At 62.2% G+C, this 14,728-nt stretch carries 13 protein-coding genes; 5 read left to right on the top strand and 8 right to left on the bottom strand.

Going from position 1 to position 14,728, the window contains the following annotated elements; all coding sequences use genetic code 11:
- Nucleotides 1-1,329: a cytochrome c peroxidase gene (locus MJ639_RS10470; protein ID WP_243371413.1), complete on the top strand. Its 1,329-nt coding sequence runs from the start codon at nucleotides 1-3 to the stop codon at nucleotides 1,327-1,329.
- A 65-nt stretch (nucleotides 1,330-1,394) separates the two neighbouring features.
- The gene (locus MJ639_RS10465; RefSeq protein WP_243371404.1) at nucleotides 1,395-2,483 is read left to right on the top strand and encodes a bifunctional transcriptional activator/DNA repair enzyme AdaA; all 1,089 of its coding nucleotides are present in this window, start codon (nucleotides 1,395-1,397) and stop codon (nucleotides 2,481-2,483) included.
- A gap of 124 nt (nucleotides 2,484-2,607) precedes the next feature.
- Here MJ639_RS10465 and MJ639_RS10460 read toward each other — a convergent pair whose 3' ends face one another.
- Both MJ639_RS10460 and MJ639_RS10455 read right to left on the bottom strand, forming a co-directional pair.
- On the bottom strand, nucleotides 2,608-3,843 hold the full coding sequence (locus tag MJ639_RS10460) for an MFS transporter (protein WP_243371402.1): 1,236 nt from the start codon (nucleotides 3,841-3,843) through the stop codon (nucleotides 2,608-2,610).
- 137 nt (nucleotides 3,844-3,980) lie between these two features.
- Complete coding sequence (locus MJ639_RS10455) at nucleotides 3,981-4,460, bottom strand: YkgJ family cysteine cluster protein (RefSeq protein ID WP_243371400.1); 480 nt, start codon at nucleotides 4,458-4,460, stop codon at nucleotides 3,981-3,983.
- Between the two features lie 262 nt (nucleotides 4,461-4,722).
- Between MJ639_RS10455 and MJ639_RS10450 the strand changes: the two genes are divergently transcribed.
- Nucleotides 4,723-5,889, top strand: a complete 1,167-nt coding sequence (locus tag MJ639_RS10450) for a CAP domain-containing protein (RefSeq protein WP_243371398.1) — start codon at nucleotides 4,723-4,725, stop codon at nucleotides 5,887-5,889.
- Nucleotides 5,890-6,000: 111 nt separating this feature from the next.
- The gene (locus MJ639_RS10445; RefSeq protein WP_243371396.1) at nucleotides 6,001-7,044 is read left to right on the top strand and encodes a serine hydrolase domain-containing protein; all 1,044 of its coding nucleotides are present in this window, start codon (nucleotides 6,001-6,003) and stop codon (nucleotides 7,042-7,044) included.
- On the opposite strand, the gene MJ639_RS10440 is transcribed toward MJ639_RS10445, so the two are convergent.
- The 3 genes from MJ639_RS10440 to MJ639_RS10430 are packed head-to-tail and all read right to left on the bottom strand — an operon-like array spanning nucleotide 7,045 to nucleotide 8,646.
- Nucleotides 7,045-7,485, bottom strand: a complete 441-nt coding sequence (locus tag MJ639_RS10440) for a DUF1801 domain-containing protein (RefSeq protein ID WP_243371394.1) — start codon at nucleotides 7,483-7,485, stop codon at nucleotides 7,045-7,047.
- A 34-nt stretch (nucleotides 7,486-7,519) separates the two neighbouring features.
- Complete coding sequence (locus MJ639_RS10435; protein ID WP_243371392.1) at nucleotides 7,520-8,242, bottom strand: LrgB family protein; 723 nt, start codon at nucleotides 8,240-8,242, stop codon at nucleotides 7,520-7,522.
- The gene (locus MJ639_RS10430; RefSeq protein ID WP_243371390.1) at nucleotides 8,239-8,646 is read right to left on the bottom strand and encodes a CidA/LrgA family protein; all 408 of its coding nucleotides are present in this window, start codon (nucleotides 8,644-8,646) and stop codon (nucleotides 8,239-8,241) included. Before MJ639_RS10430 ends, MJ639_RS10435 begins: the two co-directional genes overlap by 4 nt.
- A 187-nt stretch (nucleotides 8,647-8,833) precedes the next feature.
- Here MJ639_RS10430 and MJ639_RS10425 point away from each other — a divergent pair, with 187 nt between their 5' ends.
- A complete protein-coding gene (locus MJ639_RS10425) occupies nucleotides 8,834-10,096 on the top strand; it encodes an MgtC/SapB family protein (RefSeq protein WP_243371388.1) in 1,263 nt (420 codons plus the stop codon).
- Here the strand turns inward: MJ639_RS10425 and MJ639_RS10420 are convergent.
- The 3 genes from MJ639_RS10420 to dnaG form a co-directional block, all read right to left on the bottom strand.
- On the bottom strand, nucleotides 10,088-10,489 hold the full coding sequence (locus MJ639_RS10420; protein ID WP_243371386.1) for a nucleotidyltransferase family protein: 402 nt from the start codon (nucleotides 10,487-10,489) through the stop codon (nucleotides 10,088-10,090). The two genes, MJ639_RS10425 and MJ639_RS10420, sit on opposite strands and share 9 nt — an antisense overlap.
- Before the next feature lie 67 nt (nucleotides 10,490-10,556).
- Nucleotides 10,557-12,554, bottom strand: coding sequence for an RNA polymerase sigma factor RpoD (gene rpoD, locus MJ639_RS10415; protein WP_243371384.1), 1,998 nt, complete (start codon nucleotides 12,552-12,554; stop codon nucleotides 10,557-10,559).
- 169 nt (nucleotides 12,555-12,723) lie between these two features.
- A complete protein-coding gene (gene dnaG, locus MJ639_RS10410) occupies nucleotides 12,724-14,622 on the bottom strand; it encodes a DNA primase (RefSeq protein ID WP_243371382.1) in 1,899 nt (632 codons plus the stop codon).
- Nucleotides 14,623-14,728 lie beyond the last annotated feature (106 nt).

Here is a 14,728-nt window from a genome sequence, read left to right as displayed (position 1 = left end):
ATGACGCGCGATCGCCTGCTCATCCTGAAGCGGGTTCTGCCCGTTCTGGTGATCGCCACACTCGCCGGGGGAGCGGCGGAGAAATCCGCTATCCCCGATATCGAGCATTGGCGCAAGGCTTTCGCGCGTCCTGATCACACGCCCGCACCCGCCGACAACCCCACGACGCCCGAGAAGGTGAAACTGGGCGCGGCCTTGTTCGAAGACACGCGTTTGTCCGGCGCAGGCAATGTCTCCTGCTCCAGCTGTCATCAGGCGGAGCTGTCCTTCTCCGACGGCATCGACCGTCACCCCGGCCTCGACGATCAACCTCTCGACCGGCGCACGCCTCCCTTATGGAACATGGCCTGGGGCCTCTCCTTCTTCTGGGACGGGCGCGCGGCGAGCCTGGAGTCGCAGGCATTGGGACCCATTGAGCATCAGCGCGAGATGGGCGGCGACCTCAAGCGCGCCCTCGAAGCGCTCGCTTCCGATCCGCAGATGCGGGCATCCTTTGCGAAAGCCTTTCCCGAAGACCCGTCCATCACGCGCGACAATCTCCTGAAGGCGCTTGCCGCTTTCGAGCGCACATTGGTCTCGCCCGAAACGCGCTTCGACCGATGGGTGAAAGGCGACGACGCGGTGCTCGAAGCGGATGAGCTTGCAGGCCTCTCGCTTTTCATGGGCAAGGGCGGATGCGTCGCCTGCCATCAGGGCTGGCGCTTCACGGACGAGGCCTTTCACGACATCGGATTACCGAGCACCGACAAGGGACGCGGACCGGTGCTCAACATGAAGGCCGCCGATCACGCCTTCAAGACGCCGAGCCTACGCGAGCGCGTGTGGAGCGCGCCCTACATGCATGACGGTTCGCTCGCAACATTCGAGGATGTGGTGGATCATTATGCGAAGGGTGTTGTGAAGCGCCCCACCCTCTCCGCCGATCTGCCGCAGGTGATCGACCTTTCGGAGAAGGAGCGCGCACAGCTCGTCGCCTTTCTCAGCACGCTTTCGAGCGACGACCCGCCGCGCCCCGCGAGCCTGCCGCCGAAGATTATGGCTTTCGGCGCACCCGCGCAGGCGGTTGCCGCGACGACGGCGAGCCAGAAGGACCGCCGCTTCTCACCCAGCGCCATCCTGCTCAAGGTCGGCGAGGCCCTGCGCATCCTCAACGACGATACGCGCACGCATAATGTTCGCGTGGACAGCGCGGAGATGAACTTCAACTCGGATGGGCAGAACCCGGGCGATACGGTGACCCTCGGCTTCGATAAGCCGGGCCATTACGACATCATCTGCGGCATTCACCCGGAGATGCGCCTGAGCGTGGACGTGGCCTCGGCTCCCTAGCCTCCCCAAAAATCAACGCCTCTTTTCCGGCGGCGCGGCCTCGCGAGATCGGCTACAAGGAAGCCATGCTCCGCGACGACGATACACTCTATGCAGCCCTGATCGCCCGCGATCCTTCCTATGAGGGTTTCGCCTATGTGGGCGTGAAGACCACCGGCATCTTCTGCCGCCTCACCTGCGTGGCCCGCAAGCCGAAGCGGGAGAACGTGGTGTTTTTCGGCCATTGCGACGACGCACAGGGAGCAGGCTTTCGCCCTTGCCTGCGCTGCAAGCCCCTCGACCGGCAGCGCCCCGTGAGCGGGGCTCTCGAAACCCTGCGCGAGAAGATCAAGGCCGAGCCGGAGCGGCGATGGAGCGCGGAAGACCTCAGGAGCCTCGGCTACGATCCCTCCACCGTCCGCCGCGCCTTCCAGCGTGAATATGGCGTGACCTTCACGCAATATGCGCGCTCACAACGTCTCGGCATCGCCGTCAATCGCCTGCAGCAGGGAGGCTCCGTGATGGATGCTCAGCTCGACGCCGGATACGAATCCGGAAGTGGCTTTCGCGATGCGATCACAAGGCTCGTGGGCGATGCGCCCGCGCGCACGGCGGGTCAGCCAATCCTCACCGCGCAATGGCTCGACACGCCCATAGGCGCGATGCTCGCCATCGTGGACGACAGGGGCGTTCATCTCCTCGAATTCGCGGAGCGCGCAGCTCTGCCGACCGAGATCAAGCGCCTGCGTAGTCGCGTCGGCGCGATCTCTTTCGGCAACCACCCGATGCTCGATGAACTCGCGCGCCAACTCGAACGCTACTTCTCCGGCAAGTCACCCGCCTTCGACATTCCTGTCGCGCAGCGGGGAAGCGCTTTCGAGGTTACTGTCTGGGACGCTCTCCGGCAGATACCGACCGGCAGCACGCGCAGCTATGGCGAGATCGCGCGCTCCATCGGACGTCCCGATGCGCCACGCGCCGTGGCGCGGGCGAATGGCGCCAATCAAATCGCGATCATCGTGCCCTGCCATCGCGTGATCGGCGCCGACGGCGCGCTCACCGGCTATGGCGGCAAGATCTGGCGCAAGCAATGGCTGCTCGAGCACGAGCGGCGCATGGCAGCGCAGATCCCGGAATCGCCACAGCATTCAGCTCAGGCCGCGCCAGCTCTCTAAGCGCTTTCCTCATCCTGAGGAGCAGCCGCAGGCTGCGTCTCGAAGGAGGCTTCAGTACACGCTGGAGACGCCTCGCCCTTCGAGACGATCGCTATGCGATCTCCTCAGGGTGAGGCTATCGGGATCAAGCCCGCGCCTTCTCGATCTTCGGCAGGAAATAGGTAAGCAGGCCGATGGCGGGCAGGAACGAGACGATCTTATAGACCGTCTCGATGCCCCATATATCCGCAAGATGCCCGAGCACCGCAGCGCCGAGGCCGCCCATGCCGAAGGACAGGCCGAAGAACAGGCCTGCGATCATGCCGACGCGTCCGGGCACGAGCTCCGTCGCATAGACGAGAATGGCCGAGAAGGCAGAGGCCAGAACCAGGCCGATGATGATGCTGAGCACGGCCGTCCAGAACAGGTTGGCAAAGGGCAGCATCAGCGTGAAAGGCAGAACGCCGAGGATCGAGATCCAGATCACGTAGCGCCGCCCGATGCGGTCGCCGATGGGACCGCCGATCACCGTGCCCGCAGCCACCGCGCCAAGGAAGGCGAAGAGATAAACTTGCGATTCCTGCACCGACACCTGAAACTTGGACATCAGGTAGAAGGTGAAATAGCTGGAGAGGCTCGCCGTATAGAAGTTCTTCGAGAATACGAGCAGCATGAGAATCGTGATCGACACGCCGATGCGCTTCTTCGACAGGCTCGACGTTCTCACGGCCGCGCGCGGCTTGGCCTTGAGTTCCGCGAGCTTCGCGCGATACCAGCGCCCCACCTGGGACAGGATGATCATGGCGAGAAGCGCCACGACGGAGAACCAGGCGATGCTCGTCTGGCCGAAGGGCACGACGATGAAAGCCGCAAGCAGCGGCCCGAGCGCCGAGCCCGCATTGCCGCCCACCTGGAACACCGATTGCGCGAGGCCATGCTGCCCGCCCGAGGCCATGCGGGCCACGCGAGATGATTCCGGATGGAACACGGAAGAGCCCATGCCCACCAGGGCCGCACCGAGCAGCAGCAGCGGATAGGAATCCGCGCGGGAGAGCGTGAGCAGGCCGGTGAGCGTGAAGCCCATGCCGACGACCAGCGAGAAGGGCTGAGGCTTCTTGTCCGTATAGATGCCGACCAGCGGCTGCAGCAGCGAGGCCGTAAGCTGGAAGGTGAGCGTCAGGAAGCCGATCTGGCCGAAATCGAGATGGAAGTTCTCTTTCAGGATCGGGTAGATCGCCGGAAGCAGGGACTGGATGAGATCGTTGAGGAGATGCGAGACGCTGATGGCGATCAGGATCGGAATCGCGACCCTCTCGGCGGCAAGCGGAGCGGGCGTGGCGGCAAAGGCAGGCGACTTAAAGGCCGGAGACTTGGAGTCCATGATCGTTCTTATGTTTTAAGGCCAAGCTCCGCCCGGCCCTGAAAAGGCGTTTCCAAGTTGGCTATATACCAGATTTCAGCCCCGCACCCCCAGCCGATCCTGCAAGGCAGGGTTGCTGTCCCGGCATCGGGCTCGCCTCAGCGCTTCTTTTTCTCGTCCCATTCATAGACCCGCTCCGGCCCGTCCGCATATTCCTCGATCTCCTCCTCCACCTCGTGGAAGGTGATCTTGATGAGCGGAATGACGCTCTCGTCGCCTTGGGACGAGCGCTCGAAGCGAAGCACGTCGTAATAGGCGCAGCGCGACCGGCCGGGATAGGAACGGCAGACCGCCGGGCGGCCGTGATAGATCGAGCAGCCGCGCGTCTTCTGGTCGAGGAACATGCAGGTCTTCTCGAAGATCTTGTCCTTCACCCGCTTCAGCACGCGCTCGTTCTCGAAAGGCGCCGTGTAGCGCTCGCGCGCCTCCTCGAAGGAAACGCCGAAATGCTTCGCCAGCCGCGTGATGTCGCGCTTCGTGACGACCACGCGCTCATAGATGGAGCAGCAGAAGGCCGGGCATTTGTTGCAATCGAAATGAATGCGCGGCTGGTCGTCCTTGATCACGCGTTCGGACATGATGGCTCCTGCTGTCGGCAAGGTCGTGCGAGGGAAGAGCGATCATAACTATAGGAGCCGCCTCTTCAATCCAGCTTCTTGCCCATCGAACTTTCATCCAACAGATTCTCGACGACAGGCCTGCCTCTCGCGAGCATCCTCGAACCCCGGTCTTACGGCCTAGCTGCCACAAGTTCATCTCAATTGGGGCTTAGCCAAGTTTTTCATTAAGGAAGAGCGGGCCAACCGCTCCCGAGAACAACGACAAGAAGGGGCATATTCCATGGCACAGGCCACGGCTTACGAGCAGCTCATGCTCGAATTGGTGAATGCTGCGCGGGCCAAAGTCGGCGCTCAACCTCTCGCTTTCAACACCTATCTCAACAGCTCCGCCGATGCCCACACCAACTGGATGCTCGCGACGGACAAGTTCTCCCATACGGGCGTGAACGGCTCGACTCCCACCATCCGCATGAAGAGCGCGGGCTACACCTTCAGCGGCCTTTGGTCCTCCGCCGAGAACATCGCCTGGGCGAGCACCCGCGCCCCGTCCGGCTATCAGGACGAAGTCAAGCTCCTGCACACCAATCTCATGAACAGCCCGGGCCACAAGGCCAACATCCTCAACGGGACGTTCCGCGAGATCGGCATCGGCTTCAATGTCGGCGCTTATCAGGGCTGGGATGGAGCTTTCGTCACTCAGAATTTCGCGCGCTCCGGCTCGAAGATCTTCCTCACGGGCGTCACCATGGACGACAAGGACGGCGACCGTTTCTACGATGTCGGCGAGGCCTTGAGCGGCGTGACGATTACGGCCGTGAGTTCCACCGGCGCACGCTACACCACCACATCCCTGAGCGCGGGCGGATACAACCTGGCCCTGTCGGCAGGCACCTATAAGGTCACCTTCTCCAAGAGCGGCCTTGTCTCGACGACGAAGCAGGTGACGATCGGCACCAGCAACGTGAAGCTCGATCTCATCGATCCGGCCATTGTCAAGATCATTAACGGCACGACGCTCTCCAACACCTTGTATGGAACGGCGGGTGTTGATTCGATGAACGGCCTCAGCGGCAACGACAAGCTCTATGGCCGCGCCGGAAACGACGTGCTGAAGGGCGGCACCGGAAACGATGTGCTCTATGGCGAAGCCGGCAAGGATGTGCTCGACGGCGGCGCCGGCAACGACATCCTCTATGGAGGGGCCGACGCCGACACGTTCCGCTTCGTCGGTTCATGGGGTGGGGACAAGATTGTCGGCTTCCAGGACAAGATCGACCGCATCGATCTGCGCGGCAACTCCTTGAGCTTTGCAGCCCTGTCGATCAAGCAGGGCCACGGTGACACTGATGGCTATGCCGATGACGTGATCATCAAGGGAAACGGCCAGACGATCATCCTGCTGAACATGAAGAAGGCCCTCATCAGCTCGGCCGACTTCCTGTTCTAAGCAATCACCCGCCTCACAATGCCGTGTATCGGCTGGTGAGGCGGGAACGCTGCCGTATTTAGGTGCTTTGTCGTCGGGGAATCGACACTGAACACCTGGCACGTGGCACCTATGCTGAAATCATCCCTCGTCCGATTGGCCGCATTGCTGATTGCATCAGCTTGGCCCTTGAGCCTGTCGGCTCAGTCTCCACAAATCTCCACTGGAATGGAAGCGGCGGTCGAGCGTGCGGGCGAACTCGAAAACCTTCGTAGCCTGATCGTCTCCCATCAGGGCCGCGTGGTGTCGGAGCGGGCTTTCAAGGGCGCGAGCCTGGAGCGGCCCACCAACATCAAGTCCGCATCCAAGACGATCATCTCCGCGCTTGTCGGCATCGCCATCGAGCAGGGCGTCTTCAAGGGCGTCGATCAGCCGGTTGCGGAGATTCTGGCGTCGAACATTCCATCCGATGCGGATGAGCGCGTGAAGCAAATCACCATCGGTCATCTCCTCTCCATGCGCGCGGGACTGGAGCGCACCTCCGGACGCAATTACGGCTCATGGGTGAGCAGCGGAAATTGGATTCGGTATGTTCTGACCCGCGATTTCGTGGATGAGCCCGGCGGGCGCATGCTCTATTCCACCGGCAGCACGCACCTTCTCTCGGCGGCCCTGACGCGTGCCTCGAAGCGCAGCACATTGGAGCTTGCACGCGACTGGCTCGGCGAGCCGCTCGAGATTCAAGTGCCGCCATGGACGCGCGATCCGCAGGGCATCTTTCTCGGCGGCAACGAGATGGCCCTGTCGCCCCGCGCGCTCCTGCGCTTCGGTGAGATGTATCGCCAGGGCGGTATGATCGACGGCAAGCGCGTGCTGCCGGAAAACTGGGTGAAGGAATCGTGGGAACAGCGCACGAGCTCTCCCTTCACGGGCGACGGCTACGGCTATGGCTGGTTCATCCGCGAGATGCGCGGCCATCAGGTCTATTACGCCTGGGGCTTCGGCGGGCAGATGATCTATGTGGCGCCAAGTCTCAACATGACCGTGGTCATGACCTCCGACTCGACGGAGCCATCACGGGAGGACAATTACATCGGCCAGCTTCACGCTCTCGTGGCGGATGCCATCATCCCCGCCCTGCTGCCGAAGCAGGAAGAGGCGACAGGAAGCCTTTGATCACATGCGCTCGCCGGGCAATCGGCTCGCCTGCTTGACCCAATCCTCGAATTGTTTCTCGTTGAACGCATCGTTCTCGCGAATGTCGAGATAGCGCACGTCCTTTTGCTTGGATTGTCCCGGTGGAACGGGCTTCAGCGACGCGCCGCGAAAGAAGGCGACCTTCACGTATTTCGTGAAGCAATGAAAACTGAGAAACCAGTTTCCCTCCTCAACTCCATAGAACGGCGAGTTCCATTTGACTGCCTTGCTCACGCCGGGAACGGCGCGCGCGATGATCGCATCGAGGCGGCGCCCGAGTTCGCTCTTCCAGCCCGGCATGGCGGCGATATAGGCCTGCACGGGCTCATCCCCGTAGCCCTTCGCGATCTGCGGGTTGCCGCCTGAAAGAAGCACCGGGTCCTTTCCATCACGCTTCGATTTCACTGCGGTATCGGTCATGGCTTCATCCCTGGAACAGGTCTTCGAGCAAAGACTAATCGAGCATCAGCGCCAAAACCAGCGGCAGCAGCAGCGCGGTGACGAGCGCGTTCAGTCCCATGGCGATGCCGGCGAAAGTGCCCGCGAGCGAATGCACCTGAAAGGCCCGCGCCGTGCCGATGCCGTGAGAGGCGAGGCCTACGGCGAAGCCGCGTGCGCGCCAATCCTTCATCCGCAGCGCATTCATGAGCGGCGTCACCATGACGGAACCGGCAACGCCCGTCAGCATGATCAGAATGGCGGTGAGCGCGGGATCGCCGCCCAGCGTTTCCGCAATGCCCATGCCCACGGGAGCGGTCACCGACTTGGGGGCTATCGAGATGAGGATCGATTTCGGCATGTCGAACAACTGCGCAACGGCCACCGCCGAGACGATGGCCGTGACGGAACCCACGATCAGCGCAATCACCATAGGCAAGATGGCACGCATCACGATGCGGCGGTTTTCATAAAGCGGGATGGCGAGCGCGACGGTCGCGGGTCCCAGCAGGAAGTGTACGAATTTCGCGCCCTCGAAATAGACCGGGTACGACGTGCCGGTCAGCCAGAGCACGAGCGCGACCGTCACCACGGACATCAACACCGGATTGAATAAAGGATGCCGCCTGAAGGCCTGTGAGATCCTGTCAGCGATGATGTAAGCGCCAAGCGTCACGACGAGCCAGAGCAGCGGCGTCTGAGACAGATACACCCATAACGAAAAAGCCTGATCGCTCATGACCTCTCCCCTGCCCCGGCATCGTCCGTCGCTTCCATGGACGAACCGCTCAGTCGCGACACCACGACGAAGGTTACCACCGTCACCACCAGCGTGATGAAGGTCGAGACGACGAGCGCCACCACGAGCCCGACACCATATTCCGCCAGAACATCGAGCCGCTGAATCACGCCCACGCTCGCAGGAATGAACAGGAGCGAAAGATGCGCGAGCAAACCCTTGCCCGTCGCGTCGAGCGCCCTGCCGAATTCCGGCACCCGCTTCTTGATGCGATCGCGCAGACTCAGAAAAACGAGCAGGAAGAGCATGCCCAGAACGGGGCCGGGCACGAGCCATCCGAACCAGCGGACGATAACCTCGCCCAGAAGCTGGCAAAGAAGGATGATGGTCAGGCTGATGATCATAAGTAGACCTTGGAGGCAAACCTTGGAGCGGGCGTGAGCGCATCATGCGCGCAGGAGAGTAAAGCACAGGTATGGGGCCTGAGGCTCATGCAAAGACGCAGTGGCCGCGTTTAAAGGGCGAACTGTCATCCGAAGCTTGGGCGTGCTAAAATAATCCTATGATTGTCCGACGGGAACACGTGATCGCATGAACGACACATCTCTGCTGTTTCGCCTCGTCGTCGCCCTTGCCATCGGATTGCTGATCGGCCTGGAGAGGGGCTGGCGGCAGCGCGACGAGGCGGAGGGAGAGCGTACCGCCGGCCTGCGGACCTATACGCTCAGCGCACTGCTCGGCGCGTTGTCCGCCGTTCTGACAACCCATACGGGCGCCGTCTTCCTGGCTTTTTCCTTCCTCGGTTTTGCCCTGGCATTCGGCGCTTTCTCCTGGATGGAGGCAAAGGCCGAGCGCGACTTCAGCGTGACAGGCGTCGTTGCCGGGCTCCTCACCTTCTCGCTTGGGGCCTATGCCGTTCTCGGGAATCTCCAGATCGCAATCGCCGCGGGTGTCGTCATCACTTTGATTTTGGCGCTCAAGCGGCCGCTCCACCAATGGGTACGGCAACTGACCTGGGTCGAGATCCGGTCCGCGCTCATTCTTCTCGCCATGGCGTTCCTGGCACTGCCCCTTCTCCCGGACAGGACCATCGACCCCTGGGATTCTGTCAATCCATCGGAAATCTGGCTGCTTGCCATCATCATCGCAGGCATCTCCTTCGCCGGTTACATCGCCGTAAAGATCATGGGCAGCCAGGCGGGCGTCGCACTGGCCGCGATGGCGGGCGGCCTCGCGTCATCGACGGCGACCACGGTGACCTTGGCGCGCATGGCGCGCGAGCATCCTGCCGCAAGTCCCCTTCTTGCGGGCGGCATTCTTCTGTCCGGATCGGTGATGGTCGTTCGCGTCCTGATCGTCGCGAGCGCTTTGAACAACGCGCTTCTTCTGCCGCTGGCATGGCCTCTGGGTGCTGCGGGATTGGTCATGATCGTGACAGCAGGCGTGCTCTTCTTCACCCATGGCAGGGGAAGCAAGGAACATCCACAACTGACCATGAAGAGCCCGTTCGAACTCGGCACTGCGCTGAAGCTTGCGGCGCTGATCGCGGTGATCAGCCTGCTGGCGAAAATCATCAGTTCCTACGCAGGCGAAGTCGGTATCACCATTCTCGCGGCGCTCTCCGGCATTGCCGACGTGGACGCCATCACGCTCTCGCTCGCGCGGCTTGCCAACAGCAACGGCATCGCAATCCACACGGCAGCTCTCGGCATCGCCATCGCCGTCGCGGTGAACACGGTGGTGAAAGCAGGAATGACATTCAGCCTCGGCGGAACACAGGCCGGATTGATCGTCTCGGGCGCAAGTGCCGCCGCCATCGCGGCGGGCGCCGTGGCTTTCGCACTCTTAGGTTAACTTTACTGATGATGTTGGTGCTAAGACGGCTTTGCCGATCCTTATTTGTGAGTTCTTTATAGCTTCCAAAATAACCTTCTCTGCTGCATCATTCATCAGTGGATGCGGGTGACTAAGATGCAATGAAACAGGTCTTTTGAACCGCCCTTCAAGACGCGATTTCCACGCGTCTAACTCTGCTTGCGCACTCTGAAAGTCTGCGAGTAAGTCGTCCTGCACAATCTCATCAATGGGAAGCCATTCGAAAGCAATATCTATATCACTATCGGCATTCTCTTGGCCGCGAGCAACACTACCAAAGATCGCAACTGTTTTTATTGTCTTGAAGCTATCACCAAAGACAGATGCTTCTTGTAAGACTCCGACCTGCAGTTCAGTCAGCTTATCTATCATCGCCTTTCCCACAAAGCAGGCAGAAGGTAAGAAAAAGGCGGGCTTGATGCCCGCCTTTTGAATTCGCTTAGTTGTCGAGGAAGCTTCTGAGCTTCCGCGACCGTGACGGGTGCTTCAGCTTGCGCAGGGCCTTCGCCTCGATCTGGCGGATACGCTCGCGGGTGACCGAGAATTGCTGGCCGACCTCTTCGAGGGTGTGGTCGGTGTTCATGCCGATGCCGAAGCGCATGCGCAGCACGCGCTCTTCGCGCGGCGTGAGCGAAGCGAGAACGCGGGTCGTGGTCTCGCGCAGGTTCGATTGAATCGCGGCATCGATGGGCAGGATCGCGTTCTTGTCCTCGATGAAGTCGCCGAGGTGTGAATCCTCCTCGTCGCCGATGGGCGTTTCGAGCGAGATCGGCTCCTTCGCGATCTTGAGAACCTTGCGCACCTTTTCCAGCGGCATGGCGAGCTTCTCGGCCAGCTCTTCCGGGGTCGGCTCGCGGCCGATCTCGTGCAGCATCTGGCGCGAGGTGCGGACGATCTTGTTGATCGTCTCGATCATGTGCACCGGAATACGGATCGTGCGGGCCTGATCCGCGATGGAGCGCGTGATCGCCTGACGGATCCACCACGTGGCGTAGGTCGAGAACTTGTAGCCGCGGCGATACTCGAACTTATCGACCGCCTTCATGAGGCCGATATTGCCCTCCTGGATCAGGTCCAGGAACTGAAGGCCGCGGTTCGTGTACTTCTTGGCGATGGAGATCACGAGACGCAGGTTCGCCTCGATCATTTCCTTCTTCGCCTGGCGCGCTTCGCGCTCGCCCTTCTGCACCATCATGACGATGCGGCGGAATTCCTGAATTTCCAGGCCCGTCTCGCTCGCCAGATTGTGGATGTTCTCGCGCAGATCGTGGATGCCGTCCTTCGCCTTGGCGACGAAGTCCTTCCAGCCCTTGCCGCCGAGCTTGGAGACGCGCAGCACCCATTTCGGGTCGAGTTCCCAACCCTGGTAGTGCTTGAGGAATTCCTCGCGCGCCACGCCGTGGCTCTCGGCCAGACGCATCAGGCGTCCCTCATGCGAGATGAGGCGCTTGTTGATGTCGTAGAGCTGCTCGACGAGCGCTTCGATGCGGTTGTTGTTGAGCGACAGCGACTTCACGGACGCCACGATGTCCGACTTCAGCTCGCGGTACTTGCGCTCCTGGGCCGGGGTCAGCTGCTTGTTCTGCATGCGCTGTTCCACATGCTCGACCTGCAGGCGGCGCAGCTTCTTGTAGTTGTCGGCGATGGAGTCGAAGGTTTCGAGAACGCGCGGCTTCAGCTCGGCTTCCATGGCCGAGAGCGACACGTTGTTCTCCATGTCGTCGTCGTCCATGTCGCCTTCGGGCGGGGTCATGCCCTCTTCACCCTCGGCGGCAGTCTCTTCCTCGCTCTCGTCGGAAAGCGCATCCACCTTGGGCGCGCCCTTGCCGTCCGGGCCGGCATAGGTGGCTTCGAGATCGATGATGTCGCGCAAAAGCACCCGGCCTTCGACGAGCTCGTCGCGCCAGATGATGATGGCCTGGAAGGTCAGCGGGCTTTCGCAGAGGCCTGCGATCATGGCCTCACGGCCGGCCTCGATGCGCTTGGCGATGGCGATTTCGCCCTCACGCGACAGAAGCTCGACGGAACCCATCTCGCGCAGATACATGCGCACCGGATCGTCCGTGCGGTCGGTCGGCTCCTTGGTCGTGGTTTCGCGAACCGCGACGGCGCGGGTCTGCGAGGCCTCGACGAGATCGCCGCCCTCGGCCTCATCATCCTCGGCCTCGGCCTTCTCGCCCTCTTCCGCCTCTTCCGACTCGACGACGTTGATGCCCATCTCGGAGAGCTGGCCGAGCACGTCCTCGATCTGCTCCGAGGAGAACTCCTCCGGCGGCAGAACCTCGTTCAGCTCGTCATAGGTCACATACCCGCGCTTCTTCGCGAGCTTGATCATCCGTTTAACGGCGGCATCGCTCAGGTCGAGCAGGGGCCCGTCGCTCGTTTGCTCCGGAGCCGTCGTCTCGCCTTCGTCCCGTTCGGTCGCCTTCGTCGCCATGCTTTGCCTTACTCCAGCGCCCCGTCGGTGCCCCCAGCGGAACCGATGATGCGCGAATGGGCAGCAAGGCTGTTGGGCCCGGCCACCCGGAAATTCCTGACCAATAAACAGCAAGTCAATTGACTAACCGTTAACCATCTCCCGCCCGTGTGGGCTAATCCCGCCTTAATCAGAAGCCGGCTCCCCCACCGGACCCATTCTTGTCCATATCGGCCTCGGCACCGTCGACGGAGGACAGTTGGTTTTGGACCTCTCGCAGCCAGGCGAGATTGGCCTCGTTGTCCTCTTCGGCAAGCGCGCGCTCGGCGGCCCGAAGTTCGCTATGTAACGTGCGGGCGCGGCGATGCAAGGTGATGGCTTGCCTCAATGCGTCTTCAAGCCGCAAGGGGTCCGCATGCGGATCGAGCATCCAATGGTCCCCCGGACGGACCGTGGCGGTGAGCTTCTCCGCCGCCTGGGTCAGCCCGGCCCGCTCCAGGCGGGCCTGCATCACGGTCTGGTCGGTGGGCTCGCCGCTCGCTGCGCTGTCCAGGAGGAGAGAACGCATCATTTGGGCACCGCGTCCCTCAAGTTCAAGGTCCGCAAGGGTTTCCGCGTGCTTCTGGATCAGCTCGGGGTGGATCAGGAAGGCGCAGAGGATCATTGCCTCGCGGGGGCTCTCCGCCGTTCCGCCCGTGAAAAGCGGGCTGCGGGCGAGCAGCGGCGAGACGCTCAGGCGGGCGCTCGGTGTCGTTGGGGCAGGTCCACGAAAGTCGCGTCTCCCTCCCCCGCCTTGGCGGTTGAAACGATTCCCCCTGGTATCGGGACTCAGGCCCGCGAGGCGGCTTTCGACCTCCTCCCGGTAGTACCGTTTGAGGGTTTCGTCGCGAATCAGTGCAAGTGATTCGCGAAGCCGTCGCTCCAGGGCGGCCCGGCGCTCGGGGGTATCCAGCGGCCCGGCCTCGGTCTCCCGCGCCCAGAGGATGTCGACCAGGGGCTTGGCCGAGGCCAGCACCCGCTCGATGGCGGTGCGACCGCCCGAGCGGGCGAGATCGTCCGGGTCCTGCCCCTCAGGCAGGATGGCAAAGCGCAGGGACTTGCCGGCGGACAGGTTCGGCAAAGCCGTCTCGAGGGCGCGATAGGCGGCGCGCTGGCCCGCCTTGTCGCCGTCGAAGCACAGGATCGGCTCCTCCGAGAGGCGCCAGAGCAGCGCGAGCTGATCCTCGGTGAGCGCCGTTCCGAGCGGGGCGACCGCATTGGCAAAGCCCGCGACGCTCAAGGAAATCACGTCCACATAGCCCTCGACCGCGATCACCGTGCCCTTCTCGTGCGCATGCTGGCGGGCGTGGTGGTAATTGTAGAGAAGCCGGCCCTTGTTGAAGAGCGGCGTATCCGGCGAGTTCAGGTATTTCGCGGGCACATCGGCGGCCATGGCGCGTCCGCCGAAGGCGATCACCCGGCCGCGCACGTCGCAGATCGGAAACATCACCCGGTCGCGGAAGCGGTCATAGGGAACCTTCACATCCTCGCCCGAGATCAGAAGCCCCGCCTCCGCCATCATCTCGATGGAGATGCCCTTTTCGGCGAGATGATCGCGCAGGGCGAAGCGCTCCGGCGGCGCATAGCCGATGCGGAAACGCTTCTGCGTGTCGGGGCTGAGCTGGCGACCGGCGAGATAATCGCGCGCCTTCATGCCGAAGCGGCCCTGCAGCGAGGCCTCGAAGAACTGCGCCGCAAGCTCCATGGCGTCGTAGAGCGTCTTGCGCTTGACCTCCTCCTCCCGATCCTCCGGCGTGAGCTTGGGCAGAGGCACGCCCGCCTCCGCCGCCAGCCGCTCGACGGCCTCGGGGAAGGACAGCCCTTCCGTCTCCATGACGAAGGTGAAGATGTCGCCGTGCTTGCCGGAGGAGAAGCAATGATAGAACTGCTTCTGGTCGTTCACGTAGAAGGACGGCGTCTTCTCCGCATTGAAGGGCGACAGCCCCTTCCATTCCCGCCCCGCCTTCTTCAGGCGCACACGCTTGCCCACGACAGCCGAAACCGGCAGCCGGGCGCGGATTTCCTCGAGAATCTGGGGCGGGTAGCGCACGAAGCGTGAATCTCCAAACCTGCTGAATAAACTAAGGCGTGCGCCACGGCTGAGGAAAGGCAAGCCTTTGCCCATAATCCACAGGCCAAGCTAAGACTTCGGGCGA

It is taken from the genome of Microvirga solisilvae, from assembly GCF_022808595.1.
GTDB classification, from domain to species: Bacteria; Pseudomonadota; Alphaproteobacteria; order Rhizobiales; family Beijerinckiaceae; genus Microvirga; species Microvirga solisilvae.
The sequence above is the reverse complement of the archived record's forward strand: the minus strand, read 5'-3'. Positions and strand labels throughout refer to the sequence as shown.

Bases quoted from the DNA above. Each gene is read 5' to 3' on its own strand.
- MJ639_RS10470 (WP_243371413.1), top strand. From the start codon at position 1: ATGACGCGCGATCGCCTGCTCATCCTGAAGCGGGTTCTGCCCGTTCTG.
- MJ639_RS10465 (WP_243371404.1), top strand. From the start codon at position 1,395: ATGCTCCGCGACGACGATACACTCTATGCAGCCCTGATCGCCCGCGAT.
- MJ639_RS10460 (WP_243371402.1), bottom strand. From the start codon at position 3,843: ATGGACTCCAAGTCTCCGGCCTTTAAGTCGCCTGCCTTTGCCGCCACG.
- MJ639_RS10455 (WP_243371400.1), bottom strand. From the start codon at position 4,460: ATGTCCGAACGCGTGATCAAGGACGACCAGCCGCGCATTCATTTCGAT.
- MJ639_RS10450 (WP_243371398.1), top strand. From the start codon at position 4,723: ATGGCACAGGCCACGGCTTACGAGCAGCTCATGCTCGAATTGGTGAAT.
- MJ639_RS10445 (WP_243371396.1), top strand. From the start codon at position 6,001: ATGCTGAAATCATCCCTCGTCCGATTGGCCGCATTGCTGATTGCATCA.
- MJ639_RS10440 (WP_243371394.1), bottom strand. From the start codon at position 7,485: ATGACCGATACCGCAGTGAAATCGAAGCGTGATGGAAAGGACCCGGTG.
- MJ639_RS10435 (WP_243371392.1), bottom strand. From the start codon at position 8,242: ATGAGCGATCAGGCTTTTTCGTTATGGGTGTATCTGTCTCAGACGCCG.
- MJ639_RS10430 (WP_243371390.1), bottom strand. From the start codon at position 8,646: ATGATCATCAGCCTGACCATCATCCTTCTTTGCCAGCTTCTGGGCGAG.
- MJ639_RS10425 (WP_243371388.1), top strand. From the start codon at position 8,834: ATGAACGACACATCTCTGCTGTTTCGCCTCGTCGTCGCCCTTGCCATC.
- MJ639_RS10420 (WP_243371386.1), bottom strand. From the start codon at position 10,489: ATGATAGATAAGCTGACTGAACTGCAGGTCGGAGTCTTACAAGAAGCA.
- rpoD (WP_243371384.1), bottom strand. From the start codon at position 12,554: ATGGCGACGAAGGCGACCGAACGGGACGAAGGCGAGACGACGGCTCCG.